Origin of the sequence: Pseudoduganella sp. R-32, assembly GCF_049913245.1 — a bacterium.
GTDB lineage: Bacteria > Pseudomonadota > Gammaproteobacteria > Burkholderiales > Burkholderiaceae_D > Rugamonas.
The window spans coordinates 2634838-2660861 of sequence record NZ_CP183987.1 but is presented as its reverse complement, the minus strand read 5'-3'; the positions used below and the strand labels follow the sequence as shown (position 1 = coordinate 2660861).

At 62.8% G+C, this 26024-nt stretch carries 24 protein-coding genes and 1 other RNA gene; 10 read left to right on the top strand and 15 right to left on the bottom strand.

Translation table 11 applies throughout. The annotated features are described in order from the left end of the window. The first annotated feature begins 3 nt into the window (after positions 1-3). The 4 genes from ACN9MU_RS12200 to ACN9MU_RS12185 all read left to right on the top strand — a co-directional run bounded on the left by ACN9MU_RS12200 (position 4) and on the right by ACN9MU_RS12185 (position 7394). Positions 4-2064 (top strand): carbon starvation CstA family protein, encoded by a 2061-nt coding sequence (locus ACN9MU_RS12200; RefSeq protein WP_426170917.1) that lies wholly within the window; start codon positions 4-6, stop codon positions 2062-2064. 4 nt (positions 2065-2068) lie between these two features. Further along, positions 2069-2269 carry a YbdD/YjiX family protein gene (locus ACN9MU_RS12195; protein ID WP_130313223.1) on the top strand — a complete coding sequence of 67 codons (201 nt, stop codon included), beginning with the start codon at positions 2069-2071 and terminating at the stop codon, positions 2267-2269. Between the two features lie 84 nt (positions 2270-2353). Then, a complete protein-coding gene (locus ACN9MU_RS12190; RefSeq protein ID WP_426170915.1) occupies positions 2354-5302 on the top strand; it encodes a response regulator in 2949 nt (982 codons plus the stop codon). A 4-nt stretch (positions 5303-5306) separates the two neighbouring features. Then, the gene (locus ACN9MU_RS12185) at positions 5307-7394 is read left to right on the top strand and encodes a putative bifunctional diguanylate cyclase/phosphodiesterase (protein WP_426170913.1); all 2088 of its coding nucleotides are present in this window, start codon (positions 5307-5309) and stop codon (positions 7392-7394) included. A gap of 9 nt (positions 7395-7403) precedes the next feature. On the opposite strand, the gene recR is transcribed toward ACN9MU_RS12185, so the two are convergent. From recR to ubiD, 6 genes are all read right to left on the bottom strand, one after another. After that, entirely contained in the window at positions 7404-7994 is a 591-nt protein-coding gene (gene recR / locus ACN9MU_RS12180) for a recombination mediator RecR (RefSeq protein ID WP_426344640.1), read from the bottom strand. 4 nt (positions 7995-7998) lie between these two features. Further along, positions 7999-8289, bottom strand: coding sequence for a YciI family protein (locus ACN9MU_RS12175; RefSeq protein ID WP_426170909.1), 291 nt, complete (start codon positions 8287-8289; stop codon positions 7999-8001). 9 nt (positions 8290-8298) lie between these two features. Next, positions 8299-8625, bottom strand: a complete 327-nt coding sequence (locus ACN9MU_RS12170) for a YbaB/EbfC family nucleoid-associated protein (RefSeq protein ID WP_130313213.1) — start codon at positions 8623-8625, stop codon at positions 8299-8301. Positions 8626-8662: 37 nt separating this feature from the next. Then, positions 8663-11164 carry a DNA polymerase III subunit gamma/tau gene (dnaX, locus tag ACN9MU_RS12165; protein WP_426344639.1) on the bottom strand — a complete coding sequence of 834 codons (2502 nt, stop codon included), beginning with the start codon at positions 11162-11164 and terminating at the stop codon, positions 8663-8665. 216 nt (positions 11165-11380) lie between these two features. Continuing rightward, positions 11381-11479, bottom strand: an RNA gene (gene ffs / locus ACN9MU_RS12160) — signal recognition particle sRNA small type. 16 nt (positions 11480-11495) lie between these two features. Next, positions 11496-12980, bottom strand: coding sequence for a 4-hydroxy-3-polyprenylbenzoate decarboxylase (gene ubiD, locus ACN9MU_RS12155; RefSeq protein ID WP_426170903.1), 1485 nt, complete (start codon positions 12978-12980; stop codon positions 11496-11498). 477 nt (positions 12981-13457) lie between these two features. Between ubiD and ACN9MU_RS12150 the strand changes: the two genes are divergently transcribed. Together ACN9MU_RS12150 and ACN9MU_RS12145 are read left to right on the top strand one after the other, a co-directional pair. Then, the gene (locus ACN9MU_RS12150; protein WP_426170902.1) at positions 13458-14387 is read left to right on the top strand and encodes a transglycosylase SLT domain-containing protein; all 930 of its coding nucleotides are present in this window, start codon (positions 13458-13460) and stop codon (positions 14385-14387) included. A gap of 69 nt (positions 14388-14456) precedes the next feature. Further along, entirely contained in the window at positions 14457-15167 is a 711-nt protein-coding gene (locus ACN9MU_RS12145) for a hypothetical protein (protein ID WP_426322597.1), read from the top strand. Here the strand turns inward: ACN9MU_RS12145 and nusB are convergent. From nusB to ribBA, 3 genes are read right to left on the bottom strand one after another with little or no spacing between them, the layout of a single operon-like run. Beyond that, positions 15164-15634: a transcription antitermination factor NusB gene (nusB, locus tag ACN9MU_RS12140; protein WP_426170900.1), complete on the bottom strand. Its 471-nt coding sequence runs from the start codon at positions 15632-15634 to the stop codon at positions 15164-15166. The genes ACN9MU_RS12145 and nusB overlap by 4 nt on opposite strands. A gap of 20 nt (positions 15635-15654) precedes the next feature. Next, positions 15655-16143 carry a 6,7-dimethyl-8-ribityllumazine synthase gene (gene ribH, locus ACN9MU_RS12135; RefSeq protein WP_057263414.1) on the bottom strand — a complete coding sequence of 163 codons (489 nt, stop codon included), beginning with the start codon at positions 16141-16143 and terminating at the stop codon, positions 15655-15657. A 37-nt stretch (positions 16144-16180) separates the two neighbouring features. Beyond that, positions 16181-17290, bottom strand: coding sequence for a bifunctional 3,4-dihydroxy-2-butanone-4-phosphate synthase/GTP cyclohydrolase II (gene ribBA / locus ACN9MU_RS12130; protein ID WP_426322594.1), 1110 nt, complete (start codon positions 17288-17290; stop codon positions 16181-16183). 144 nt (positions 17291-17434) lie between these two features. Between ribBA and ACN9MU_RS12125 the strand changes: the two genes are divergently transcribed. The 3 genes from ACN9MU_RS12125 to ACN9MU_RS12115 all read left to right on the top strand — a co-directional run bounded on the left by ACN9MU_RS12125 (position 17435) and on the right by ACN9MU_RS12115 (position 19083). Continuing rightward, positions 17435-17857 (top strand): OsmC family protein, encoded by a 423-nt coding sequence (locus ACN9MU_RS12125; protein ID WP_426170896.1) that lies wholly within the window; start codon positions 17435-17437, stop codon positions 17855-17857. A gap of 151 nt (positions 17858-18008) precedes the next feature. After that, the gene (locus ACN9MU_RS12120; RefSeq protein WP_426344638.1) at positions 18009-18722 is read left to right on the top strand and encodes an SDR family oxidoreductase; all 714 of its coding nucleotides are present in this window, start codon (positions 18009-18011) and stop codon (positions 18720-18722) included. A gap of 31 nt (positions 18723-18753) precedes the next feature. Beyond that, positions 18754-19083 carry a type II toxin-antitoxin system RelE/ParE family toxin gene (locus ACN9MU_RS12115; protein WP_426170892.1) on the top strand — a complete coding sequence of 110 codons (330 nt, stop codon included), beginning with the start codon at positions 18754-18756 and terminating at the stop codon, positions 19081-19083. A gap of 208 nt (positions 19084-19291) precedes the next feature. On the opposite strand, the gene ACN9MU_RS12110 is transcribed toward ACN9MU_RS12115, so the two are convergent. Beyond that, the gene (locus tag ACN9MU_RS12110) at positions 19292-22231 is read right to left on the bottom strand and encodes a sensor histidine kinase (RefSeq protein WP_426344637.1); all 2940 of its coding nucleotides are present in this window, start codon (positions 22229-22231) and stop codon (positions 19292-19294) included. Between the two features lie 132 nt (positions 22232-22363). Between ACN9MU_RS12110 and ACN9MU_RS12105 the strand changes: the two genes are divergently transcribed. Beyond that, a complete protein-coding gene (locus tag ACN9MU_RS12105) occupies positions 22364-22513 on the top strand; it encodes a hypothetical protein (protein WP_426322582.1) in 150 nt (49 codons plus the stop codon). A gap of 225 nt (positions 22514-22738) precedes the next feature. Here ACN9MU_RS12105 and ACN9MU_RS12100 read toward each other — a convergent pair whose 3' ends face one another. From ACN9MU_RS12100 to ACN9MU_RS12080, 5 genes are read right to left on the bottom strand one after another with little or no spacing between them, the layout of a single operon-like run. Further along, positions 22739-23353, bottom strand: a complete 615-nt coding sequence (locus tag ACN9MU_RS12100) for a riboflavin synthase (RefSeq protein ID WP_426322580.1) — start codon at positions 23351-23353, stop codon at positions 22739-22741. Between the two features lie 11 nt (positions 23354-23364). Next, on the bottom strand, positions 23365-24459 hold the full coding sequence (gene ribD / locus ACN9MU_RS12095; protein WP_426323735.1) for a bifunctional diaminohydroxyphosphoribosylaminopyrimidine deaminase/5-amino-6-(5-phosphoribosylamino)uracil reductase RibD: 1095 nt from the start codon (positions 24457-24459) through the stop codon (positions 23365-23367). Next, positions 24456-25082: a GspH/FimT family pseudopilin gene (locus ACN9MU_RS12090; RefSeq protein WP_426344636.1), complete on the bottom strand. Its 627-nt coding sequence runs from the start codon at positions 25080-25082 to the stop codon at positions 24456-24458. Before ACN9MU_RS12090 ends, ribD begins: the two co-directional genes overlap by 4 nt. Then, positions 25010-25453, bottom strand: a complete 444-nt coding sequence (locus ACN9MU_RS12085; RefSeq protein ID WP_426344635.1) for a type IV pilin protein — start codon at positions 25451-25453, stop codon at positions 25010-25012. Before ACN9MU_RS12085 ends, ACN9MU_RS12090 begins: the two co-directional genes overlap by 73 nt. Beyond that, positions 25450-26022 carry a pilus assembly PilX family protein gene (locus tag ACN9MU_RS12080; RefSeq protein ID WP_426344634.1) on the bottom strand — a complete coding sequence of 191 codons (573 nt, stop codon included), beginning with the start codon at positions 26020-26022 and terminating at the stop codon, positions 25450-25452. The genes ACN9MU_RS12085 and ACN9MU_RS12080 overlap by 4 nt, the downstream gene beginning before the upstream one ends. Positions 26023-26024: the final 2 nt, after the last annotated feature.

Below are 26024 nucleotides of genomic sequence, written 5' to 3'. Positions count from 1 at the left end.
CCGATGAATCCCGTTATGAAGAAACTTGGCTGGGCAGCGATGTCGGTGCTCGGTGCCGGCGCCCTGGGCGTGATTGCCCTCAAGCGCGGCGAACCTGTCAGCGCCATCTGGCTGGTGATTGCAGCCGTTTGCGTGTACCTGATCGCGTACCGCTTCTACAGCCTGTTTATTGCCAAAAACGTCATGGGCCTGGAGGCCAACCGCCTGACCCCGGCCCATAAGTACAACGATGGCCTGGACTACGTGCCAACCAATAAGAACGTTCTGTTCGGCCACCACTTCGCCGCGATTGCCGGCGCCGGCCCGCTGGTCGGCCCCGTGCTGGCGGCGCAGATGGGCTACCTGCCCGGCATGCTGTGGATCCTGGCCGGCGTGGTGTTCGCCGGCGCGGTGCAGGACTTCATGGTGCTGTTCATTTCCACCCGCCGCGATGGCCGCTCGCTCGGCGACCTGATCAAGTCCGAACTGGGCCCGATCCCGGGCAATATCGCGCTGCTGGGCACCTTCATGATCATGGTGATCATCCTGGCCGTGCTGGCGCTGATCGTGGTGAAGGCGCTGGCGCACTCGCCATGGGGCTCCTTCACCGTGATGGCGACCATCCCGATTGCGCTGTTCATGGGCGTCTACTCCCGCTATATCCGCGTCGGCCGCGTCGGCGAAGTGTCGCTGATCGGCTTCGTGCTGCTGATGCTGGCCATCTTCGGCGGCCAGTGGGTGCAGGAAAACCCTGCCCTCGCGCCGATGTTCACCTTCTCCGGCACTGAACTGACCTGGATGCTGATCGGCTATGGCTTCATCGCTTCCGTGCTGCCGGTGTGGCTGCTGCTGGCGCCGCGCGACTACCTGTCCACCTTCCTGAAGATTGGCACCATTGTCGGCCTGGCGCTGGGCATCCTGATCGTGGCGCCGATGCTGCAGATGCCGTCGATCACCAAGTTCATCGACGGCACCGGCCCTGTATGGTCCGGCAACCTGTTCCCCTTCCTGTTCATCACCATCGCCTGCGGCGCCGTGTCCGGCTTCCACGCGCTGATCTCCTCCGGCACCACGCCGAAGATGATCGAGAACGAAACCCACGCCCGCTTCATCGGCTACGGTGCGATGCTGATGGAATCCTTCGTCGCCATCATGGCGCTGGTGGCCGCTTCGACCATCGAGCCAGGCGTGTACTTCGCGATGAACAGCCCGGCCGCACTGCTCGGCACCACCGCCGAATCTGCAGCGCAGGCGATTTCCCAATGGGGCTTCTACGTCACGCCTGAAATGCTGACGCAGACCGCCAAGGACGTGGGCGAATCCACCATCATCTCCCGCGCCGGCGGCGCACCGACCCTGGCGGTGGGCATGGCGCACATCCTGTCCAACGTGGTGGGCGGCAAGGCCATGATGGCGTTCTGGTACCACTTCGCCATCCTGTTCGAAGCCCTGTTCATCCTGACCGCTGTCGATGCGGGCACCCGCGCCGGCCGCTTCATGCTGCAGGACTTGCTGGGCTCCTTCGCACCGTCGCTGAAACGCACCGACTCCGTGTTCGCCAGCCTGCTGGCCACCGGCCTGTGCGTGGCTGCCTGGGGTTACTTCCTGTACCAGGGCGTGGTCGATCCGCTGGGCGGCATCAACACCCTGTGGCCGCTGTTCGGCATCGCCAACCAGATGCTGGCCGCGATTGCGCTGATCCTGGCGACCTGCGTGCTGTTCAAGATGAAGCGCGCCAAATACGCCTGGGTCACCATCCTGCCGACCATCTGGCTGCTGCTGTGCACCCTGACCGCCGGCTGGCAGAAGATCTTCGACGCCAATCCGAAGATCGGCTTCATGGCCCACGCCGCAAAATACCAGGCGGCCCTGACGGACGGCAAAGTGCTGGCCCCGGCCAAGTCGATCGAGCAGATGCAGCAGGTCATCTTCAACGACTACCTCGATGCAGGCCTGGCAGCCTTCTTCATGATCGTCGTGGTCAGCGTACTGGTATTTGGCGTGCGCACCGCGCTGGCTGCCTGGAACGCCAGCCGCCCGACCCACAACGAAGCCCCGGCCCAATACGCCGCCGCGGCCAAGTAAAGCCATGCTCGGCGAAATCGTCAAGGCAGGCCGCTACCTCGGACAGAGCATGCGGCTGATGTGCGGCCTGCCGGAATACGACACCTACGTCGCCCATCGCGAGACCACCCACCCGGGTGAGCCCGTGATGAGCTACGAGGAATTCTTCCGCGAACGCCAGGAAGCGCGCTACGGCGGCGCCGGCAAGCGGGGTGGCTGCTGCTAGTAACTGGAAGTTAGAGCCAGATCAAAGTGTCGAAATTCTTAGCATTTATTCTTTGCCCGATGGAATCGTCCTTCGGCGGCGAAAATGCTCAATTTCGAACGGTCCGGCCTAAGCCAGAAACTGACCATCATCTCGGTGCTCACCACCGGCAGCGCCCTGCTGCTGGTGTTCGTGGCATTCGCCGTCGCGTCCATCCTTTCCCACACCAGCGAGGAGCGCAAGCAGCTAACCTCGCTGGCTGATGTCATCGGCGCCAACAGCGTCTCTTCCCTGCTTTATGCCGACCGGCCGACTGCCGAACAGGCCTTGGCCGCGCTGGCGGTCAAGAGCGACATCACGCGCGCCGCCCTGTTCGACCGGGACGGCAGGCTGTTTGCCTCCTACCCTGCCCAGCGCGAACCGGCGCCCATTGCGCTGGATGCGCCGCGCTTGCGGCAACTGGCGTCGGGCGAACTGGCCGAGCGTGACGGGCCGCCGTGGGCGCCGCTGCTGCGGCTTTACCGGCCGGTGCGGGTGCGCCAGCATGTGATCGGGGCGGTGATGATCGAGGCCGGCCAGGCTTCGCTGTGGCTTGGCATCCTGCGCAACCTCGGCATTACGGCGGCGGCCACCGTTTCCTCCTTCGGGCTGGCGCTGGTGCTGTCGGCGCGCTTTCGCGAAGGCATTGCGGCGCCCATTGCGCAGCTGATCGCGGCGGCGGACAAGGTGAGCAGCAGCCAGACCTACGCCCAGGTGCAGCACCAGCGCAGCGATGAACTGGGCACGCTGATCGACAGCTTCAACGGCATGCTGGCGCAGATCGAGAGCCGCGACACCAAGCTGGCGCAGTACCGCGGCGAACTGGAACGCCAGGTCAGCATCCGCACTGCGCAACTGGAAAAAGCCAAGGATTCGGCGGAAGCGGCCAGCCAGGCCAAGAGCGCCTTCCTGGCCAATATGTCGCACGAAATCCGCACGCCGATGAACGGGGTGCTGGGCATGGCCGAGCTGCTGGCGGCGACCGAGCTGACCGAGACCCAGCGCCACTACACCAGCATGGTGCGTCGCTCGGGAGAGCACCTGCTGGTGATCATCAACGACATCCTCGACTTTTCCAAGGTTGAAGCGGGCAAGCTGACCGTCGAATACATCAACTTCAACCTGCGCGAACTCCTTGACGATATCGAGAACGTATTTGCGCCGCAGGCCCAGGCCAAGGGCATCGAGATGGAGTTTGCTGTGGCGAACAATATTCCGCTGGCGATCTGCGGCGACCCAAACCGGCTGCGGCAGGTGATCGTCAACCTGCTGGGCAACGCGGTCAAGTTCACCGACCAGGGACGGATCAAGGTGGCGGTTCGCGTGGCGGAGGAAGACGCGCAATCGGCCCGCCTGCGCATAGAAGTGCAAGATACCGGCATCGGCGTTTCACGCGAGGCGCGGGCCCACATTTTCGACTCGTTCTCGCAGGGCGATGGCTCGACTACCCGCAAGCATGGCGGTACCGGGCTGGGATTGGCGATTTCCAAGCAGCTGGTGGAGTTGATGGGAGGCTCGATCGGCGTCGACAACGCGCTGGGACGCGGTTCGGTGTTCTGGTTCACCGTGCAATTCGACAAGCGGCGCGTGGATGCGGATGATGCAGGCTTCCAGCAAAAACCGACCAAGGGCTTGCGCGCGCTGGTGGTCGATCGCCAGGCCGAGAGCGCGCTGGCGCTCCAGCGCCTGCTGGGCCGCTGGCACTTGCAAGGGCATTGCGCACCAAGCGCCGCCGATGCCTTGCGCGAGCTGCACGCGGCGGCCGCACGGGGGACGCCCTACGACGTGGCGCTGCTTGACATGGGGCTGGACGATATCGGCGGGCTGGCGCTGGCGGCCGAGATCAAGGCCGATCCCGACATTTCGGGCATCCGCCTGATCTTGCTGGCCTCCGAGCGCAATGCAGCGGACCAGGTGCAGCGCCGTGCCGCCGGCGTGGCGTTCCAGCTTATCAAGCCGGTGCGCGAGCCGGACCTGTACGACTGCATCGTGACGCCGGTGCGGGCCAATGAAGGCGTGGGCGCTGCTGCGCACGGCGGCGCATCGCAGTCCCAAGCCTCGCTGCGTCCTCGCCTCGGCCAACGCCCGCGCGCCCTGCTGGCGGAAGATAATCCCGTCAATGTGGAAGTGGCGTCGGCCATGCTGCGCGGCCTGGGCATGGAAGTGGCCTGCGCTGCCAACGGCGAGGAGGCGCTGGCGGCCGTGCGGGCGGGCGACTACGACCTGGTGCTGATGGACTGCATGATGCCGGTGATGGACGGCATGGCCGCCACCGCCGAAATCCGCCGGCTGGAGCAGCAGCGCGGCCGCGCACGCGCCACGCCTATCGTCGCCATCACCGCCAACGCCCTGCAAGGGGACCGTGAACGCTGCCTTGCGGCGGGGATGGACGATTACATCAGCAAGCCGTTCTCGCAACAGGCCCTGGCCGATACGCTTGGCCGGTGGATCGCCCTGCCCCGCCCGGCGCCTGCCGCATTGCCGGCCACGGCCCCGGACAGCCGCGCCTCCGCCAGCGCGCTATCCGTAGCTCTCGCAGTGCGCGCCGCGTCCGGCCAGGCACCACCAGCAAGCGCCGTCGGCAACCACAAGGCGCACGCCCCGCCCCCAGCCGAGCCAGCCGATGCAGGCCATGTGCGCCCCCCCCTGCAAGCCATGCCCGCAGCCATCAACCCGCTCGCGCTTGACGCCATCCGCGCCCTCAGCGCAGGGCAAGGAGAGGCATTGCTGCAGCGCGTGCTGGCCACCTTCCTGCAAGACACGCCCCGCCAGCTCGCAGCCCTGCACGAAGCGGTCGCAGAAAGCGACCCAAACACCATCCGCAAGACCGCCCACAGCCTGAAATCGAGCAGCGCCAACGTCGGCGCCGATACGCTGGCCCGGCTGTTCCGCGACCTGGAACAGCTTGCCCGCACCGGCCAGACCGATGGTGCGGCAGACCTGATAGCGCAACTGGAGCGCGAATTCCAGTCAGTCCGGCATTCGCTCAGCCTCATTCTGCCGAAGGGAGCATGAAATCATGGCAGCGCTCTATTCACCCAAACGCGGCACCGTGCTGGTGGCGGACGACGATCCCGTCATGCGCCTGTTGATGCTTGAAATGCTGGCCCAGGTCGGGCTCGACGCCGTGGAAGCGAGCGATGGCCGTGCGGCCATCGCCAGCTTCCGCGACAACGCGCCAGACCTGGTGCTGCTCGACGTCGACATGCCGCTGCTCGACGGCTTTTCCGTCTGCCGCGCCATCCGCAAGCTGGAAAGCTCATCGCACGTTCCCGTCATCATGGTCACCGGCGGCGACGACCTGGGCGCAGTCACGCAAGCCTATGAAGCCGGCGCCACCGACTTCGTCTCCAAGCCGATCAACTGGCCCATCCTCGGGCACCGCGTGCTCTATGTGCTGCGCGCCAGCGATGCCATCGCCCGCCTGCGCATTGCCGACGCCCACAACCGCGCCGTGCTGGCCGCGATCCCCGACACCTTCTTCCGCCTCAGCGCCGACGGCTACTACCTCGATTACGAAGAAGGCCATGAGCCTGGAGCCGATTTCGCCAGCCGCGAATGCGTGGGGCGCCACATCCGCGACGTGCTGCCCGCCCCGATCGCAAGCCGCATGCTGGATCAACTGTCGGCCGTGCTGCATTCCACTTCCGTGCACTCGGTCGATTACGAATTGACGCGCGACGGCGTCAGCCACCACTTTGAAGCGCGTTTGGTCGGCACAGCCTCGGGCGAGGTCCTCGGCCTGGTGCGCGACATCAGTGAGCGCAAACGCACCGAAGAACAGATCCGCAAGCTGGCCTATTGCGATAGCCTGACCGGCATCCCGAATCGCCAGGCATTCCTCGAGACGCTGGAGCGCGAGCTGGAGCGCTCGCAGCGCGAACAGCGCAAGTTCGCCATCCTGTTCATGGACCTGGACTCCTTCAAGCGCATCAACGATACGCTGGGCCATAATGTCGGCGACCTGCTGCTGCAGATCGTCACCGAGCGCCTGCGCGAAACCATACGCCCCAGCGACCACTTGAGCAGCCTGGCCCGCCTGGGCGGCGATGAATTCACGATCCTGCTGCCCGATATCGAGCGCGTGGACGACGCCCTGGCCGTCGCCCATCGCGTGAAGGACGCCATGCGCCGCCCCTTCAACCTGGACGGCCATGAAATCTTCGTCACCGCCAGTATCGGCATTTCGCTCTACCCGGAAGACGGCGAAGACTGCACCTCGCTGCTCAAGTTCGCCGACACCGCCATGTACCACGCCAAGAACTGCGGCAAGAACAACGCCAAGCTATACAGCTCCTCGCTCACGATGCAGATCATGAGCCACGTCAAGCTGGAGGTGGGCTTGCGCAAGGCCTTGCAGAACAACGAGCTTTACCTGCTGTACCAACCCCAGGTCGACGTGCCCACCACGCGCATCGTCGGCGTGGAAGCGCTGATACGCTGGCGCCATCCGGAACACGGCATCATCCCGCCCACGGAGTTCATTCCGCTGGCGGAGGAGACTGGCCTGATCGTGCCGATCGGCGAATGGGTGTTGCGCACCGCCTGCTGGCAGGCCCGCGCCTGGCAGCGCGAATGCGATCGTCCTGTCCGCATGGCAGTCAACCTCTCCGCGCGCCAGTTCAAGGATGAAAACCTGGCGCAGATCGTGCTGGCGGTATTGCAGGATACCGGCCTCGATCCGGGCCTGCTGGAGCTGGAGCTGACCGAGGGCACATTGATGGACAACGCCCTCGCCACGCTGGCCACGCTGGAACAGTTGCGCGGCATCGGCGTATTCCTGTCGATCGACGATTTCGGCACCGGCTATTCGTCCATGAGCTACCTGAAACGTTTCGACGTGCGCGCCCTGAAGATCGACAAGAGCTTCATCAGCGGACTGCCGCAGGACAGCGAAAACGCCGCCATCACGCGCGCCATCATCGCCATGGCGCACGGCCTGAAGATGATCGTGGTGGCCGAAGGCGTCGAAACGCCCGAACAGCTCGACCTGCTGAAGCACTACGGTTGCGACATGGCCCAGGGTTACCTGCTCGGCCGCCCCGCCCCGCAGGAAGCCATCAGCCAGATGCTGGGCGCATGCCCGACGGGCATCGCGTCAACTTGACAGCGGCGATCAGGTACTGCGGCGGTCCAGCATCGCGCGGGCGATGGTGCCGGCGTCGACGTATTCGAGCTCGCCGCCAACGGGCACGCCGCGCGCCAGGCGCGTCACGGCCAGGCCGCGGGCTTTCAGCATTTCGCTGATGTAGTGGGCGGTGGCCTCGCCTTCGTTGGTGAAGTTGGTCGCCAGCACCACCTCCTCCACCACGCCGTCGGCGGCGCGCGCCAGCAGCTTTTCGAGGTGGATGTCCTTCGGGCCGATGCCGTCCAGCGGCGACAGGCGGCCCATCAGGACAAAGTACAGGCCCTTGTAGGTCAGCGTGGATTCAATCATCGCCTGGTCGGCCGGCGTTTCGACCACGCATAGCTGGCGCTTGTCGCGCGACTCGTCGGCGCAGGTGTCGCAGATCTCGGTTTCGGTGAAGGTATTGCACAGCTCGCAGTGATGCACCTGCTCCACCGCCTGGTACAGAGCGCGCGACAGCATCGCCGCGCCTTCGCGGTCGTGCTGCAGCAGGTGGAAGGCCATGCGCTGGGCCGACTTGGGGCCGACACCAGGCAGGCGGCGCAGCGCCTCCGTCAGGAATTCAAAGGACTTCGCCATTGGATCAGGATTGCTTGAACGCGCTCAGGAAGTCGGCCGTCTTGGTCGGCACGAATTCGGTGATCGTGTAGCTGGCTGCTCCCGCTTCGTTGAACGGGTCCAGCTCGATCACCGCTTCGATATCGGCCCGGCTATCGGCCGTGGCAAGGATGATGCCGCCCGTGCGCGGCACCAGGCGTCCAGACATCAGGAACATGCCGTTGGCATATTGCTCGCGCAGGTACTCGCTGTGCGCGGCGAGGAGCTTGTCGATCTCCTCGGCCGGTTTAAGGTACGTGAGCGTGATGATGAACATGATGTTGGTTTAGAAAGGCATCTTGAAGCCGGGTGGCAGCGGCAGGCCGGCGGTCAGGCCGCTCATTTTTTCCGAAGCGGTGGCTTCGGCCTTGCGCACGGCGTCGTTGAAGGCGGCGGCTACCAGGTCTTCCAGCATGTCCTTGTCGTCGCCCAGCAGCGATGGGTCGATCGACACGCGCTTCACGTCGTTCTTGCAGGTCATGACGACCTTCACCATGCCGGCGCCGGCCTGGCCTTCAACTTCGATCAGGGCCAGCGCTTCTTGCGCCTTCTTCATGTTGTCCTGCATGGCTTGCGCTTGCTTCATCAGGCCGGCCAGTTGGTTCTTCATCATGGTGTGGTTCTCCGTATTTCGGTGTTGAGTATTGGGTTTAGTGCGCTGGCGTCATCGGCGCCACGATCGAGCCGGGGACGACGAAGGCGCCGAAGTCGCGCACCATGGCTTTGATAAATGGATCGGCGGCTACGGCTTCTTCAGCGGCTCGCTGGCAATTGTCGCGGTGCACCTGGGCTTCGACGCTGGTGGTGTACCAGGCCTTGCCGATTTCGGTCTCGACCCGTGCGGCGCGGCCGAAGCGTTCGGTCAGGGCGGAGGTCAGTTTTTCCACGTTGGCCGGGGTGGCCCAGGTTTCGATCGGGCAGCGGATGCGGAACACGGCCATATTGCCGTCAAAGGCACAGCTTACCAGTTCGGCCTGGGTTGCCAGCTGCTGCGCCACGCCGCGCAGCGGCAGGTGGGCGGCCAGCGCTGGCCAGTTGCCGTCCCAGCCCAATTCAGGAACCGGGGTGATGACATATTCATATGGCGCCTGGGCCGGCGCGGCGGCGCGTTGCTGCGGCGCTGCCTGCGTCATGCCGGAAATGTGGTCGGCGCCGGCCGGCACTGCGGAGTCTTCGGAGAAGTCGGTGACCCAGGGCGGGAGCTCGTCTTCATCCGCCGGCTGCTGCACTGGAGGAGCGCGGCGCTGCTGCACTTGCTGCGGGGCTTCCATCACGGCGGCGGCACCGTCGTGGTCGTCCCAAGGAGCGCTGGCTTGCATCGCCGGGGCGTCTTCCCACGGCGCCGGTGCCCGGGGTGCCGATGGCGCGGCAGGAGGCTGGGCGGCCGGTGCCGGCGACATCGCTGCGCGCGGCGCGGAGGCTGGCGCTGCAGGCGGCGATGCTGGCGCGTCGGCTTGCGGCGCTGCCGGACGTGCTGGCGCCGGCGCGCGCTGGCCGGTACGGGCAGCGGCTGCGGCGCGCGCGGCTTCCAATGCCGCCGTGATAGCCATCTTGGCTGGGCTCATCGGGCGGCTGCCGGCGGCAGGCGCTGGCTGCGGCGCAGGCGCTGCAGCCAGGGCAGGTGCAGCAGCAGGCTGCGGTGCTGCCACGGCTGCCGGCGCGGGCTGCGCAGGGGCTGCAGCGGCAGGAGCTTGCGACGTGGCGACTGGCGCAGGAGCGGATGCGTTGGCAAGCTGCGAACCGCTTGGCTGCGCTGGTGCGGCTTGCGCGGCGACAGCCGGGGCACTGGCCGGAACGCTGCTCAGGTGCGAGGCACTGGCAGCGTTTGCAGCCGCTGCGGCAGCGGGTGCGACTTGCTGGACCGGCGGCGCTGGCGGCACGGCCGCAGCCGGGGCGGCGCTGGCCGGTGCGGGTTGGCCAACCGGAACACTCATGCGATCCGCCGTTGCTGCCGATGCGGCCATGGCGGCTGCAGCAGCCGCACGGGCCGGATTCGCACCGGCTGGACGAGCCGCTACCGGGGCGCCGGCCGGTTGGCCATCTGCCCCGCCGATGCCGGGCCGAAAGGCAAGCATGCGTAACAGGGTCATGGAGAAGCCGGCATATTCATCCGGCGCCAGCCCCAACTCATTCCGCCCGTGCACGGCGATCTGGTAAAACAGCTGCACTTCCTCCGCATCGAACAGGGAAGCCAGGCGCACGATATCGCTATATTCAGGCAGGTCCGCCGGCACGGCGGAAGGCACGGTCTGCGCCAGCGCAATCCGGTGCAGCAAAGTGCCCAGGTCCTGCAAGGCGCCGTTATATGACAGCGAACGCGTCGCCATCTCGTCGGCCACCGCCATCAAATCCGCGCCATCCTTATTGGCCAGTGCGTCCAGCAGGCGCACCAGATAGGACTGGTCCAAAGCGCCCAGCATGCCCTGCACCGCGTCCAGCGTGACAGCGCCGGCGGCGTAGGCAATCGCCTGGTCGGTCAGCGACAAGGCATCGCGCATCGAGCCGTACGCGCCCTGCGCCAGCAAGCGCAAGGCCGGCTGTTCGAACACCACATTTTCCTGGCCCAGGATATTTTCCAGGTGGCCGACGATATGCCCCGGCGGCATCTGCTTCAGATTGAACTGCAGGCAGCGCGACAGCACGGTGACAGGAATCTTTTGCGGATCGGTGGTCGCCAGGATGAACTTGATGTGCTCAGGCGGTTCCTCCAACGTCTTCAGCATCGCATTGAAGGCGTGGTTGGTCAGCATGTGCACCTCGTCGATCATATAGACCTTGAAGCGTGCATTGGACGGCGCGTACACCGCCTGCTCAAGCAACTGCGCCATTTCATCGACGCCGCGGTTGGATGCTGCATCCATCTCGACGTAGTCGACAAAGCGTCCGCCGTCGATCGCGGTACAAGCCTCGCACACGCCGCACGGGGTAGCCGTGATCCCGCCATTGCCGTCCGGGCCGACGCAATTGAGCGACTTGGCCAGGATACGGGACAGCGTCGTCTTGCCGACACCGCGCGTCCCGGTAAACAGGTAGGCGTGGTGCAGGCGACCGGTATGCAACGCGTGGGTCAGTGCACGGACAACGTGCTCCTGGCCGACGAGCGTTTCAAAGTTCCGGGGACGGTATTTGCGAGCGAGGACTTGATAGGACATGAACGGAATTTTACCGTAGTTAGCAAGCACTGCGGACAACATTAGACGTTTGGCCAGGCTTCGCCCGGACTTTGTCTTTTTTACAACCTCACCACCATGAGAAAGCTGCTGCTGACTGCCCTGCACCGGCACCGGCACCGGCCACGCTGAAGTCTGTGCTGCTGAAGGAAAATCAGAATGAAAAAAGCTGCCATTGGCAGCTTTTTAAGAATTCAAGGAGGCGAGCCTGATCTGCGGCACTTGCGGTGAACAGCTTTGGCTGCTTCGTTCCCGACCTGACCAGGTTAACCGTGCCACAATGCGCAGGGGCCCGCCCGGCGGCAATTATAGGCTATAAACCTAGCTGCTGCCAAATATCATCCACACGGGCTTTCACATCGGGCGTCATGGCGATCGTGGTGCCCCATTCCCGGCTGGTTTCACCCGGCCATTTATTGGTAGCGTCGATGCCCATCTTGCTGCCCAGGCCACTGACCGGCGAGGCAAAGTCCAGGTAATCGATCGGCGTATTGTCGACCAGCGTGGTGTCGCGGGTCGGGTCGACGCGGGTTGTTATCGCCCAGATCACTTCCTTCCAGTCGCGGATGTTCACGTCCTCGTCCACCACGATAATGAACTTGGTATACATGAACTGGCGCAGGAAGCTCCACACGCCGAACATGACTCGCTTGGCGTGGCCCGCGTACTGTTTGCGGATCTGCACCACCGCCATGCGGTAGCTGCAGCCTTCCGGAGGCAAGTAAAAGTCGGTGATCTCGCTGAACTGCTTCTGCAGCAACGGCACGAACACTTCGTTCAGCGCCACGCCCAGCACAGCCGGTTCGTCCGGCGGCTTGCCTGTATAAGTGGAGTGGTAGATCGGGTCGCGCCGCATGGTGATGCGGTCGATGGTAAAGACCGGGAACCAGTCCTGCTCGTTGTAATAGCCGGTGTGGTCGCCATACGGGCCTTCCAGGCCATGCTCGAAGCCCGACGGATGCTTCTCGTCCGGGTAGATATGCCCTTCCAGCACGATCTCGGCCGAAGCAGGCACGCGCAACTCGCTGCCGATCGCCTTTACCAGTTCGGTGCGGCTGCCGCGCAGCAAGCCCGCAAACTGGTATTCCGACAAGCTGTCCGGCACTGGCGTGACGGCGCCGAGGATGGTTGCAGGATCGGCGCCCAACGCCACGCAGACCGGATATGGCTGGCCCGGATGCTTGATGCAGTGCTCGCGAAAGTCCAGCGCGCCGCCGCGATGCGCCAGCCAGCGCATGATGACCTTGTTACGCCCCAAGACCTGCTGGCGGTAGATGCCGAGGTTCTGGCGCTTCTTGTTCGGCCCCTTGGTAATCACAAGGCCCCATGTAATAAGGGGCGCCACGTCGCCTGGCCAGCAATGCTGGATCGGCAGGCGGGCCAGGTCTACGTCATTGCCTTCCCAGACAATCTCCTGGCATGGCGCACCGCGCATTTCCTTCGGCGACATGTCCCATACTGCTTTTACCAGCGAGCCCAGGCCCATCAAGTCCTTGAAGCCCTTTGGCGGCTCGGGTTCTTTCAACTGTGCCAGCACATGCCCGATCTTGCGCAGTTCGCCGACTTCGTCCGCTCCCATGCCCAGGGCCACGCGACGCGGGGTGCCGAACAGGTTGCCCAGCACCGGCATGTCGAAACCGGCCGGTTTCTCGAACAGGATGGCCGGTCCGCCGGCACGCAGGGTGCGGTCGCAAATTTCCGTCATCTCGAGGTGTGGCGAAACAGGCAAGCTTGTGCGCTTAAGTTCGCCCATTGCTTGCAGTTGGGAAATAAAATCCCGGAGATCGCGATATTTCATACTTTTTTACGATTTTTTTGCTCCCGACGGGCCGTCTGAGCACTTTTGGTCAAGCCGTTGATTTTATTGGTTTTTGTCAATGTGTTCACGAGAAAATCATACTCAAAAGTAATAAAGAACGACGGTGTTAGTATTGACTAGATATAATACCCCTCCTACAATTTGACCTACCTGATGAGGACATGGCCTTTATGCCAACTAAGTTGTCACTCATTACATTCACGGAGTATCCGGGCTCCACAGACATTTTAAGGAGTGTTTTTCACGAGGCGTCTGCCTCCCTCCCGGAAAAAGTTGTGTTGCAACTGGCCCCATAGACCCGCCAGCTTTAGCAAACAATGATGGCGTCCAGTCCCGTGCGACCTGTGCGGCGGTGGACGAAGATAACACTGATGTAACGACTATGGCACGTCGAATTGACCGCGTTTTAGCGCGGCGGGGACGCGTTTTGACTCTTACATTTCAGGGGAGTTCTGAATGAACAATCGATTCAATGGGTTGCTTGATAGCGCCCGCCTGTGGGCTCGCCAGCCCGCCGCGTGGATTTCCACGCAGAGCATTTCGGCACGCGGTCTGCTGACCGCCGCTCAGTCTCTGCTGAGCCTCCTGGGTATCGCTGCATTGGTCATGGCTTGCGCCATGGTTGCCCGTCCTGAACTGGCGACCGATCTGGCCCAGGCCCTGCGCGGCGCGCCGCCAGCGCCTCAGCAAGTCGTCGTGGCGCCTCCGCTGTCCGAACTGATGGAAGCGCCTGCAGTGCGTCCGGCCGGCCTGGTCATCGCCACTGCCGAAGCGCAGCTTGCCGCCGAGGACAAAGACCTGGTGGGCTCCAAGAAGCAGCAGGATGCCGTTACCAACTGGCTCTCCAAGCGTTACCGCGTGGCTGGCGATGCGACCAATATGCTGGTCTCTACCGCCTACCTTACCGCTCGCGAAATCAAGCTGGATCCGCTGCTGATCCTGGCCGTGATGGCAATCGAGTCGGGCCTGAATCCGTTCGCGGAAAGCCCGATGGGGGCGCAAGGCCTGATGCAGGTGATGTCCAAGGTCCACACCGACAAATTCCAGGACATGGGCGGCGTGCAGGCTGCGCTGAACCCGGTCGCCAACATCCGCGTCGGCGCCCTGATCCTGAAGGATTACGTGGCCAAGGGCGGTTCCGTTGAAGCGGGCCTGAAATCCTACGTCGGCGCAGCCGCCTTCGAAACCGATGACGGCTATGGTTCGCGCGTGCTGGCGGAATACTCGCGCCTGAAGCAAGTCTCCGCCGGCAAGAAAGTGCCTTACATTACCCCCCCGCAGCAGGTCGCGTCCTCCGCCCCTGCCCCGGCAAAGCCGAAAGAAGCCCCGACCACCGTGGCCCAGGCTGACAAGCCGATCAGCGCAGACCAGCTGGCCGGCCTGTAATCGACCACCTGCCGCGCACGAAGCCACCCTCGGGTGGCTTTTTTATTATGCGCGGCGCAGAATGGAGGCATGTCGACCGCAAACCACTTGCTCATCTCCGAGCGGGCCTTGCAGCAAACCGTGGGCTGGATCGCCTTCCTGATGCCGGTCAGCGTGCGCCTGCTCGCCTTCCTCTCGCCGGACCAGGTCTGGACCACCAACTCCATCAGTGCCTATTACTACAGCAGTGCGCGCGACATCTTCGTCGGCGCCCTGGTGGTGGGCGGAGTGGTCATGGCGTTCTTCGATACCGGCCACCGGCGCGACCGCTGGTTTTCCATCCTGGCCGGAGCGTCGGCCATCGGCATCGCCCTTTTCCCCATGAAAATCTCGATCGGCGTCCTCAGGTCACCCGACACCATCCTGCCCGACGACGAGAGCAAGCTGGTGGCAGCCCTGCTGCACGCCCCGCATGGCCCGCTGGGCTACCACTTCATCTTCGTTGCCGCCTTCTTCGTGCTGACGTTTTACCTGGTGACGTTCCGCTTCCGCGCCAATACGCCTTCCCTGCCGACGCAACAGAAATGCACGCGCAACAAGGTCTACATTGCCTGCGGCGCCCTGATGACGGTGGCATTCGCGTGGATAGCGATCCTGGAACTGAACGGACAGCAGCAATCGATCTTCTGGCCGGAGACCCTTGCGGTCATGGCCTTTTCAGCCGCATGGCTGGTGAAGGGACAACTGGTGCTGAAAGACGGGCCCGCGGCCACTGCCGCAGGCACCGGGGGAAGGGATTAGCGCTTCTTGTCTGCCGCGACTTCGTCGCCGCGCAGTTGGGCCGCCAGCTTGTCCAGCACGCCGTTCACGTATTTATGGCCATCGATACCGCCAAAGGACTTGGTCAGCTCTACCGCTTCGTTGATCACGACGCGATATGGAATCTCAACGTGGTTCTTCAGCTCATATGCGCCGATCAGCAGCACCGCGTGCTCGATCGGGGACAGTTCGCCAATGCCGCGATCGACCAGCGGCGTGAACACTTCACGCAGCTCGACCGATTGCTTGATGGTGCCGCGCAGCAGGTCGGCAAAGTACTCGCCGTCCGCCTTGTCGAAGCCATGGGCGCCGCGGATGTTGTTGACGACCTTGGTCGCGTCTTCGTTGTTCAGCAGCCACTGGTACAGGCCCTGCAGCGCGAACTCGCGCGCGCGATGGCGCGGCGTGCGGTTCTTGCTCGGGTTGGCGTGCGTCATTTTGTCAGTCATGTTCTTACCTTCTTGTTGAATTACTCGTCGTCGCCCAGGTCCTGGTGCAGTTCTTCCAGGGCGATCGACAGGTTGGCCATTTCGACGGCACAGCGGGCAGCCTCGGCGCCTTTGACAGCCATGCGGACTTCCGCCTGCTCGTCATTCTCGGTGGTCAGGATGGCGTTGGCGATTGGGATGCTGTAGTCCAGGCCCACGCGGGTCACGCCTGCGCCGGACTCATTGGACACCAGTTCGAAATGGTAGGTTTCGCCGCGGATGACGGCGCCCAGCGCGATCAGGGCATCGAACTGGTTGGATTCGGCCATCTTCTGCAGCACCAGCGGGATTTCCAGCGCGCCCGGAACAGTCACGTGCAGGATGTCTTCATCTTCCACGCCCAGGTTCTTCAGCTCCTGCAGGCAAGCGGACAGCAGGCCATGGCAAACGTCTTCGTTGAAGCGCGCTTGCACGATGCCGATGCGCAGGTTTTCGCCGGACAGGTTGGTTTCGTAGGTTGCTACGGTCATGGTGGTCCTCTTTTCTGGATTTCGGTTAAGCCGCGCTTCAGGCGGCAGGTTTGGCCATGTAGCCGGTGACTTCAAGGTTAAAGCCGGTCATCGAAGGCATCTTGCGCGGGCTGGCCAGCAACTGCATCCTGTGCACGCCCACATCGCGCAGGATTTGCGCGCCAATGCCGTAGCTGCGCAGGTCCATGCTGGCGGCGCGGCCGGTTGGGCGCACGTTCTTGTCCAGCGCTTCCAGCTGGCCGAACAGTTGCTCCGCAGTCTCGCCGCAGTTCAGCAGCACCATCACCCCCTGCTCCGCCGCCTTGATCGCCTTCATCGAGGACGACACGTTCCAGGAGTGCGTGGTGGCTTCGGTTTCCAGCAGGTCCAGGATCGATACCGGCTGGTGCACGCGCACCAGCGATTCCTTGCCAGGCGCCATATCGCCATGCACCAGCGCCAGGTGGGCCGAGCCGCTCGGTTTGTCGCGGAAAGCGATCATGCGGAAGTCGCCGTGCGCAGTGCGCAGCGGACGTTCGGCAATGCGCTCCACCATGCATTCATTCTGGCTGCGATAGTGGATCAGGTCCGCGATGGTGCCGATCTTCAGGCCATGTTCCTTGGCGAATTCCAGCAGTTCCGGCAGGCGCGCCATGGTGCCATCATCCTTGATGATCTCGCAGATCACGGAAGCCGGCATCAGGCCAGCCATCGCGGTCAGGTCGCAGCCGGCTTCGGTATGTCCAGCGCGCATCAGCACGCCGCCCGGCACCGCGCGCAGTGGGAAGATGTGGCCCGGCTGCACGATGTCGCTTGGCTTGGCGCCCTTGGCCACGGCCACCTGGATGGTCTTGGCGCGGTCCGCTGCCGAGATACCGGTGGTGACGCCTTCCGCCGCTTCGATCGACACGGTGAAGTTGGTGCCGAACGAAGTGCCGTTCTTGGCCGTCATCATGGTCAGGTCGAGCTGGTTGCAATGCTCTTCGGTCAGAGTCAGGCACACCAGGCCGCGCGCGTGCTTGATCATGAAATTGATTGCTTCCGGCGTGACGTGCTCGGCGGCCAGCACCAGGTCGCCTTCGTTTTCACGGTCTTCTTCATCGACCAGGATCACCATGCGACCGGCGCGCAGTTCGGCGACGATTTCTTCGGTGCTGGAAATGGACATATTTTTTCCTTTGATGTGAGGCACAGAGCGTTTCTTTGTTAACCCGCTATTTTAAAGGATTTGGCGCACTTCCGCCCCCTCGAGCGCCGCCATTAGGAGTTTTGGCCTAGACTGAATTGCTTTTCAACCCTGAAGGAGGCAGTGATGAAGACTAGCGGTTCAGCCGTCTGGACTGGCGGCATCAAGGATGGACGTGGAGCGATCAGCACGGCAAGCGGCGCACTGCAGGCGGCGCCATACGGCTTTTCCAGCCGTTTCGAAGGGAAACCGGGCACCAACCCCGAAGAATTGATCGGCGCGGCGCATGCCGGCTGCTTCACAATGGCCCTGTCGCTGATCCTGGGCGAGGCCGGGCTGACGGCCGAAAAGATGGAAACCAAGGCCGAAGTGACTCTGGATAAAGTGCCCGACGGCTTCTCGATTTCCGCCATCCACCTCGACCTGCAGGCGAAGATCCCCGGAGCCGACAAGGCCAAGTTCGAAGAACTTGCCAATAAAGCAAAGCTTGGCTGCCCCGTCTCCAAGCTCTTCAAAGCCAACATCACCCTCACCACCACCCTCCTGTAATCCCGCGCCCGTCGCTTAGCGAGGGTCAGACCCTTCGGGTCTGACCCTGGTTTACCGGTTTCCAAAAATTTCCCTTGAACTTTTTAATTGCGATCACTATTATTAAGTCATTCGATGACGACCGTCATCATTAACCTTCAAGGAAACCACCATGAACATCAAAGATTCCGTCGTATTCATCACTGGCGCCAACCGTGGCCTCGGCCAGCAACTGGCGAAAGCCGCCCTCGCCGCAGGCGCTAAGAAAGTCTACGGCGCCGCCCGCGACCCGAAATCGGTCACCCTGCCCGGCGTCACCCCGGTCCAGCTCGACGTGACCAACCACGACGAAATCGCCGCCGTCACCCGTGAATACAAAGATGTGAGTGTGCTGATCAATAACGCCGGCATCGTCCGCGCCGGCGGCATCCTGGCCGACAACTCCCTCGAACAGGCCCGCGCCGAAATGGAAACCAACGTAATCGGCCCTATGCTGCTGAGCAAAGGCTTCGCCCCAACGCTGAAAGCCAACGGCGGCGGCGCCATCGTCAACATCCTGTCCGTGCTGGCCTGGTACAGCCAGGGCCCGACCAATACCTACAGCATGTCGAAGTCGGCCGCCTGGGCACTGACCAACGGCCTGCGCATCGAACTGGCCGCACAAGGTACGCAGGTGGTCGGCGCCCACATGGGCTATATGGATACCGACATGACCGCCGGCTACGAAGTCGCGAAGATCAAGCCGGAAGAAGTGGCAGTGCAAATCTTTGCCGCTCTGGCCGAAGGCAAGGAAGAAGTACTGGCGGACGACCTGACCCGCCAGGTCAAGTTGGGCATCAACGCTGAACTGCCGGCCTACATCGCCGCCTCACGCGCAGCCGCTTGATTGCGACAAGGTGTAGCACTGCGCGCTACCCTTGCCCAGGGACTGCAAAAGAGTTTTCAAGACGAAGACTTTCGACCGCTGGGCCAGGAAAGTAGTTGGCGATGTCCTGCTTTGCATCGCTGCCTGTGAAATCGAGGCCGGCCTTTACGAAGCCGACCTCGGTCCTGGTTTGTGCAAGAAGCACATCGCAACTCATGGCCATGGCAAACGCGGTGCACTTCGCACCTTAGTCGCAAAGCGGCACAGCTCGACAGTCATATTTCTTCCCCGACGCAGTGGTATCGCAGCAAAATCAATTGCCGATACCTTCCATCGCCAAAGCCTGGCCCAGTTGGAGCGATTAGCAATGCTCGGGGAATGAGGGAGATTTCGTTGGCCGCGCTAATTGCCGCCGGTCTTGTCGTCGCCATCTGTCGCCTGGTCAAGGTGGCTCGCCCTTACGTGGGCAAATTGCCACGCATGTTCGAATCGCTCCTGGTTGCCATTCTGACCTGCGCACTGGCCTTCCTCCTGTCGCCGCAACAACTCCCCGTCAGTGTCTACAAAATCAGCCTGATCGCCAGTACAGATCAGCCCACGTATGCCCGGGTCGCGGTTACCGAGATTTTGATCATCGTTCCCTCCCCGGGAATGCTCTCAACGATCAATTGCGCGCCAAGCTGATCGATGCGCTCACGCATACCAACCAGGCCCCAGCGGCCATTGCTGAAACCAGCTAACGCGACTTCTTCAGGCAGGCCCTTGCCGTTGTCGATGATCGACATTCGAAATTCGTGGTTGTCGAACTCCATGCCAAAACGAATCTGTGAAGCTCCGGAATGCCGCGCGGCGTTGCGAAGCGCTTCGAAGGCTACCGCCCGGAGCTCTTCACGGACAGGAGGCTGGAATTCTTTTACGTCGCCAGTACATGACAACTTCAACGGCAACAGCGGATATTCGGCCGCAAAGGAACTGCTTAGCTCGCCTAACAGGTCCGACGCCGGCCCGCGCCGCAATCCATGCAACTTATCCTGCCCTTCCTGCAGCGCTGCCTCAACCAGGCACAGCGAGCGTTCAATTTCATCCCGCCCGTAGCTCTCCGCTGGCAGGCGATCGAGCACCTTCGCCAGCCGCAGAGATAGCACATGCACGCTTTGCAGCAAAGTGTCATGCAGGTCGCGCGCAATGCGCGTCCTTTCAGCCGCCTGGATTGCGTAACCCTCGACCGCACGCCGCGCCACATATGTAACACGAAGCTTGTATATCCCCAATAGGGCAAGCGCCAGCAGGCACACGACTAAAGTACGAAACCAAATGGATTGGTAATAGGCCGGGGGTACCTCGAAGTCGGCTACTGCATCCGCCTCACTCCGCACGCCATCATTGTTGGCCGCTCGCACGCGAAACCGATACTTCCCGGGAGCGAGTCCGGTGTACGTTGCACTGTGCACGGCCGCACCGTCTTGCCAGTCACGGTCGATACCCTCTATGCGATACTGGAATCGCACGCGCTCCGGCATGCTGAAGCTGAGGGCTGTGTAGTCGATGCGTAACCGGCCCGGGTTCGGCGGGATGGGCGTCACCGTATCCTTCGACCACTTGAAGTTGGCGCCGTCCACGTTGATGGCCCTGACATGAACTCCCGGTGGCATCTTGTTTGTCATCGGCCTTTTAGCATCCAGCCAGAAGATGCCCGCTGCAGTGGAAAACCACAGCTTGCCATCAGTGCCGGCGACCGCAGTCGGTATCGGGAACGAATTTGTTGCCGCACCGCGCAAGCCATCAAGATGGTTGACGCGCCTGAATCTTATGCGGTGCTTCACGTTTGACGCGGCACGTTCCAGTTCAGCGTTAGCAATGACGGTGATACCTGCCGCCCCATTGAGCCAAAGCGATCCGCCATATTCAACGATTCCCGACACTCCGAGGAACTGATCATCCCCTTCGCCGACAAGCCGGTGGAACCTGGTGCCATCGAAGTAATTGAAGCCGTCTGAGCCGCCAACCCACGCGCGCTTTCCATCGTCAAGTATTTGCAGGGTGGCCCCAAGCGCCAAACCGTCTTCCTCCCCGTACGATCGAACGGTGTTCTTGTCGAGCATGCGGATGCCATTATTCGGGTATCCGAACCACATCTTTCCATGACGATCGCGCGAAATCGAACTCGCATACGTTTCCAGTTCCCGATATCCGCCGCCACGCTGCCAGGCACCATCTTTCAAGCGTATGACGCCGGCCCCACGAGCCGAAACCCACAAGCCGCCCTCCGTATCCCGGGCGATTGCATGGAACTGCATCACGTTAACGTAATCGGGCAAAGGAACACGCGTCCGGATACCAGCGGCATAGTGCCAGACGCCATCGCGCCCACCCGTCCAGACATCTGCGCCATCCTTGTAGACGACACTCACTGCGGTCGCCGAATTCTGAGTCGGGAGTGCGCCCAATGTGCGAACACCGGGCGACTTCACCTCCACGCCGCCGACCCACAGGGCTCCGTCCTCTCCTGGAACAATGGCTTCCGCATCCCAATAGGCCGGCGGCAAGGCCACTCCTGACAATACAGTTCTCCTGAAGCGGTCCAGGCCGTTTTCAGTGCCGACCCAGATGTTTCCTTCGTCATCCTGATAGAAACAGTTGGCCAGGCTTCCACTCAGTCCGTTCGCCACGCCAAACGGTTCGCCTTTTTCGGTTGGCCCGTGACGGATTACTCCAACTGGCTGAGAAGACCAGACATGCTTTCCGTCGCGTTCAAACAGCATGGGGCCATTGCCACCTCTTGGACGCGGCCAATCCGGAACAGGCTTGTCTTTTCCGGGCCCGCCCAGCGGGATCAGTTCATTTGCCGAGCCTCCGGTTGCCCAAAGCGTTCCGTCGGGAGCCAGGGCCAAGCGGCCGAAACTCAGATGACGAATTCTCGCGCCAAACGAATCAGCGCCCTTTGCCAGCGCGTACACCCCCGTTTCACATCGAGCCCAAATAGTGCCGCTGGAGTCCTTGGCCAGGAAACATGAACCGGTGCGGCCTGATTCGCTTTCATCCCCAGAAGTCCAATGCTCCCCATCGAAGACGCGAAAGCCGCGCGCCGTGGATGCCCATACGCGTCCACGCGCATCCTGCGCAAAGTCCAAGACACTTGTTCCGGAAAACCCCTCTGCGGCGCCAAAGGTTCGCAGGCGCCCATCGCGCCAAACGCTTGCTCCGCCAAAACGGTACCCTATCCATAGGTCGCCGTTCTCCAGGACCCTGATTCCCCAGATATCGCTTCTCGGGCCCGCGCCGCCTCCCGAAGTGAAGCGTTCGAACTCGATGCCATCAAAGCGGTATAAACCGCCCAATGACGCGACCCACATCCACCTGTCGGGTGTTTGTGCAATTCCGATAATCGACGAAGGCGAACCGTCCTTGGCCGTCCAGCTCCTATGGTGCAGATTAATCGGACTAAAACCTGCCGTGGCTGCGCCGGAGTGCAGCGGCGAAGTCAGCAGAAACAGAATGAGGCCATTCCGAATAAGATGCAATATCCGCATTGAGGGGTGAATTCAGGTAACGAACCCGCCATTTTACGTGGTGCAACGCGATTGCGCGGCTTAACGAACTTTGCGAACGGCCGCCCCAAGGTAGCATTCCGCGGTGCCCCCCCCATTCTTGCGGAGTTCCTTATGGCGAAGGCAGGTTCAATATCGCGATTCCTGCGCAGCAAGGTGCGGGCCGGCAAGGCACAGCAGCGACTAAGCTCAATGCTCATCGCCGCCCTGCCGATCATCGACAATCATGCGTCCGATGAGGTCGCGCTGCCCACAGAGCTGTAGTGGCTCTTTATGAACGCCTCACTGGCGCTGATCCTTGGTATTCAAGCTGCTCGCTGCGCGATGCGATAAGGTCCAAACGGTTAATGATGTTGACCCGATGCGGCCCCATGAAAGCTCCAAAAATTTACGCACTCGCCGCAGGCAGCTTTTGGCCGTTAGCGGTCCAACTCAGAGCTCGGCAAGAGCTGTTGTTGGTCGGCTGGCGAATGAAATCGATATATCCATTTAGGATTTCAACGACAGCATGCGCTCCACATAGCGGGCAATCAGGTCGATCTCGAGGTTAACCTTGGAGCCGGCCTTCAAGTGCTTCAATGTGGTGACCTGGATGGTGTGAGGGATCAGGTTGATCGAGAACGAGCAGCCAGTGGCGCTGTCTTCAACGCGGTTGACGGTCAGCGACACGCCGTTCACCACCACCGAACCCTTGTAGGCCAGGTATTTCGCCAGGTCGCGCGGGGCTTCGATCACCAGTTCGTGCGACTCGCCGACCGGCTCGAACTTGCGCACCACGCCAATGCCATCGACGTGGCCGGAGACCAGGTGGCCGCCGAGGCGCTCGGCCAGGGTCAGGGCTTTTTCCAGGTTCACTTCGGTGGTGGTGTCCAGGCCGACGGTCTTGTTCAGGCTCTCGCGCGAAACGTCGACGGTGAAGCCGGTCGCGGTCTTTTTCACCACCGTCATGCAGGCGCCGTTCAGGGCGATCGAGTCGCCCAGGCCGACATCTGCCATCGGCAGGCCGCCGGCATCCACATCCAGGCGCACGCCTGCATCAGCGCCGCCTTCCAGCGGAGTTACGGTTTTGATTTTGCCGACCGCGGCTACGATTCCAGTAAACATAGTGATCTTTATTAAGGGTTGAATCGGGCAAGGATACGCAAATCGGCGCCGACTTGCTTAACCTCGTGGAATTTCAGGCTGTGCTTGCCGCTGAGCTCAGTCAGCGCTGGCAGGGCGAACATGCCTTGTGCATCGCCCAGCAGGGTTGGCGCGAGATAGACCAGCAGCTCGTCTACGCAGCCTTCGCGGATCATCGAGCCATTCAGCTTGCCGCCTGCTTCGACGTGCAGCTCGTTGATCTGGCGGCGGCCAAGCTCGCGCATCAGCTCCGGCAAGTCGACTTTGCCATGCGCGTTGGGCAGCACAATGATCTCGGCGCCTTGGTCGCGCAAGATTGCTTCCTTTTCCGGGTGATGGCCGGCAGCGACGATCCAGGTTCCGCCGCCTTGCAGCACGCGCGCTTGCGGGCTGATTTCCAGTTTGCTGTCGACCACGATGCGGCGCGGCTGGCGCGGCGTTTCGACAGCGCGCACATTCAGTTGCGGGTCGTCGGCTTTCACCGTGCCGATGCCGGTCAGGATGGCGCAGGCCCGGGCACGCCAGGCATGGCCGTCGGCGCGCGCCTCGGGGCCGGTGATCCACTGGCTTTGGCCGTTGTGCAAGGCGGTCATGCCATCGAGGCTGGCAGCAGTCTTCATGCGCACCCACGGTAGGCCGTGGCGCATGCGGTGGAAGAAGCCAATGTTCATTTCATAGGCCTGGTCGGCCAGCAGGCCGCTGGCGACTTCGATCCCGGCAGCCGAGAGGCGGGCCATGCCGTTGCCAGCAACCAGCGGGTTAGGGTCTTCCATCGCCGCGACAACGCGGCCCAGTCCTTCGCGCACCAGCGCGTCGGCGCAGGGCGGCGTGCGGCCATGGTGACTGCACGGCTCCAGCGTGACGTAGGCGGTGGCGCCGCGCACGTCGTGGCCCCGGCGCTTGGCGTCTTTCAGAGCCTGGACTTCGGCGTGGTCCTGGCCGGCGGCTTGCGTCACGCCCTCACCGATCACGACGCCGTCGCGCACGATCACGCAGCCGATGCGCGGGTTCGGTGAAGTGGTGAACAGGCCTTTTTCTGCCCATAGCAGGGCAAGCTGCATGCCTTCGAGGTCGCTGTTGATATTCATATGCTTGCGCAGGTTGCCGGTTCCAGGGCGGGATCGCATAAGCGCGCCCTGCCCTGCATATTGATCTTGATATTGCGCTGCGCACCGGCCAGTTCAAGCGTGATGGTGCCAAAGTTGGCGGCATTCGGGTGGGCGGCGCGGCAGCTTCGTCCTGCTGCATTATATGAAATATAGGCCGGGGCTGTGTTGTCGGTGAACCTGGCCCTTACCTGCAGGCGCTCGGGCGCGGCTCTGTGGCGGGACAGGATTGCCTCTCCTTCGTCCAGGCTGCGGTTGGCGTTGGCGTCGATGACAATCAGCCAACCTTGCTGCCAATTGCCGCTTTCGGCCAGCAGGGTGACCACGCGGCGGCGGGCGATGGCCTGGGCACGGGTGTCGTTGATTGCCGCCAGCAGGTCGGCCGAAGTGGTGCGCAGCTGGCGTCCGGCAAGCATATTGCTCAGGTTCGGCAGCGCGGTGGCAAACAGGATGGAGAGGATGGCAAGGACGATCATCAGCTCCAGCAGCGTAAAGCCGGGACGCCTTCCCGCTTGCTGGCGCGTCGCCCACTTCAGCGCCAGCAGCTGCGGGAAGGCCCGGTGGCGAGATGAAGCCCGCTGCTGGTGAGTATGAGGCGTTCGCATTGCGGGTCCCTGAATCGGCTGTCGACATTGGGCGTGCCGGGCGTGGCCACAAGCTGGATGCAGTCGCGGATTTGCTGGCCATCGCAGGCCTTGCCTTCCAGCTCATAAGCACTGGTCCTGGCGTTCCGGCCCGACCACCAGCGGAAGTCGCTCGCGGTATTCGCCGAAAACGCGGCGTAGCTGTTAAACCGCGTGAAGTGGCGCTCCTGCTGCTGCATCAGCTCTTGCAGTGCGGCCTGCGCTTCGCTGCGGCGCATGCGGATGACAGCTTCGCTCCAGACCGGTATTGCTACGGCCGAGAGAATGCCGATGATGATCAGGGTGGTCAGCATACCGAGCAAGGTGCCGCCGGCGGATGGGCGCGCGGTCATTGTTCTTCCTCGCGGCTGGCGGCATCGTGCAGCGCCTGCCAATCCATGATTTCACGCCAGCTGTGGCGTCGCACCGGTACCGGGGGCGTGTAGCTGGCCTGCATCACGGTCTCGGCGCCGGGGCGCGTGCCGAAGCCGATTACCGTCACGCGGTAATAGTGGGACGGAGGCGCTCCGGCTGGCGTGTACGCGACGCGCTCCACGAGGTAGCGCGGGCGTCGAAATGGCAGCACGCCCTGCCCTGTCTCCATTGCGGCGCCGGTCAGCGCGCCGTATTCCGTACCTCCGATACCTGCAAGGTCAACGGTTTGCCAGGCGGGAGCCGCGCTCCCGGGCTGCGCCAGCGTGGCGGGCACGTCGAGCGGCTGGCCAAGGCCGGCATTGATATCGCGTTCTGCATCCATCAATCCATCCTCCGCAGACTGGAAGGCAAGCAGGCGGTCCCGTTCAGCGCGGGCGGCCTTCTCGCCCAGCATCGCCATTTGTGCGGCCGATGCGCCGATCGTCAGGGCGGCGAACAGCAACAGCATCGTTACCGGAAGAGTGACGCCACGCTGGTATTCATGCATGG

Bases quoted from the DNA above. Each gene is read 5' to 3' on its own strand.
- ACN9MU_RS12105 (WP_426322582.1), top strand. From the start codon at position 22,364: ATGGCGAAGGCAGGTTCAATATCGCGATTCCTGCGCAGCAAGGTGCGG.
- ribD (WP_426323735.1), bottom strand. From the start codon at position 24,459: ATGAATATCAACAGCGACCTCGAAGGCATGCAGCTTGCCCTGCTATGG.
- ACN9MU_RS12110 (WP_426344637.1), bottom strand. From the start codon at position 22,231: ATGCGGATATTGCATCTTATTCGGAATGGCCTCATTCTGTTTCTGCTG.
- ACN9MU_RS12170 (WP_130313213.1), bottom strand. From the start codon at position 8,625: ATGATGAAGAACCAACTGGCCGGCCTGATGAAGCAAGCGCAAGCCATG.
- ACN9MU_RS12090 (WP_426344636.1), bottom strand. From the start codon at position 25,082: ATGCGAACGCCTCATACTCACCAGCAGCGGGCTTCATCTCGCCACCGG.
- recR (WP_426344640.1), bottom strand. From the start codon at position 7,994: ATGGCGAAGTCCTTTGAATTCCTGACGGAGGCGCTGCGCCGCCTGCCT.
- ACN9MU_RS12125 (WP_426170896.1), top strand. From the start codon at position 17,435: ATGAAGACTAGCGGTTCAGCCGTCTGGACTGGCGGCATCAAGGATGGA.
- ubiD (WP_426170903.1), bottom strand. From the start codon at position 12,980: ATGAAATATCGCGATCTCCGGGATTTTATTTCCCAACTGCAAGCAATG.
- ribH (WP_057263414.1), bottom strand. From the start codon at position 16,143: ATGACCGTAGCAACCTACGAAACCAACCTGTCCGGCGAAAACCTGCGC.
- ACN9MU_RS12120 (WP_426344638.1), top strand. From the start codon at position 18,009: ATGAACATCAAAGATTCCGTCGTATTCATCACTGGCGCCAACCGTGGC.
- ACN9MU_RS12190 (WP_426170915.1), top strand. From the start codon at position 2,354: ATGCTCAATTTCGAACGGTCCGGCCTAAGCCAGAAACTGACCATCATC.
- ACN9MU_RS12195 (WP_130313223.1), top strand. From the start codon at position 2,069: ATGCTCGGCGAAATCGTCAAGGCAGGCCGCTACCTCGGACAGAGCATG.
- ribBA (WP_426322594.1), bottom strand. From the start codon at position 17,290: ATGTCCATTTCCAGCACCGAAGAAATCGTCGCCGAACTGCGCGCCGGT.
- ACN9MU_RS12175 (WP_426170909.1), bottom strand. From the start codon at position 8,289: ATGTTCATCATCACGCTCACGTACCTTAAACCGGCCGAGGAGATCGAC.
- ACN9MU_RS12085 (WP_426344635.1), bottom strand. From the start codon at position 25,453: ATGACCGCGCGCCCATCCGCCGGCGGCACCTTGCTCGGTATGCTGACC.
- ACN9MU_RS12185 (WP_426170913.1), top strand. From the start codon at position 5,307: ATGGCAGCGCTCTATTCACCCAAACGCGGCACCGTGCTGGTGGCGGAC.
- nusB (WP_426170900.1), bottom strand. From the start codon at position 15,634: ATGACTGACAAAATGACGCACGCCAACCCGAGCAAGAACCGCACGCCG.
- ACN9MU_RS12080 (WP_426344634.1), bottom strand. From the start codon at position 26,022: ATGCATGAATACCAGCGTGGCGTCACTCTTCCGGTAACGATGCTGTTG.
- ACN9MU_RS12150 (WP_426170902.1), top strand. From the start codon at position 13,458: ATGAACAATCGATTCAATGGGTTGCTTGATAGCGCCCGCCTGTGGGCT.
- ACN9MU_RS12200 (WP_426170917.1), top strand. From the start codon at position 4: ATGAATCCCGTTATGAAGAAACTTGGCTGGGCAGCGATGTCGGTGCTC.
- ACN9MU_RS12145 (WP_426322597.1), top strand. From the start codon at position 14,457: ATGTCGACCGCAAACCACTTGCTCATCTCCGAGCGGGCCTTGCAGCAA.
- ACN9MU_RS12100 (WP_426322580.1), bottom strand. From the start codon at position 23,353: ATGTTTACTGGAATCGTAGCCGCGGTCGGCAAAATCAAAACCGTAACT.
- dnaX (WP_426344639.1), bottom strand. From the start codon at position 11,164: ATGTCCTATCAAGTCCTCGCTCGCAAATACCGTCCCCGGAACTTTGAA.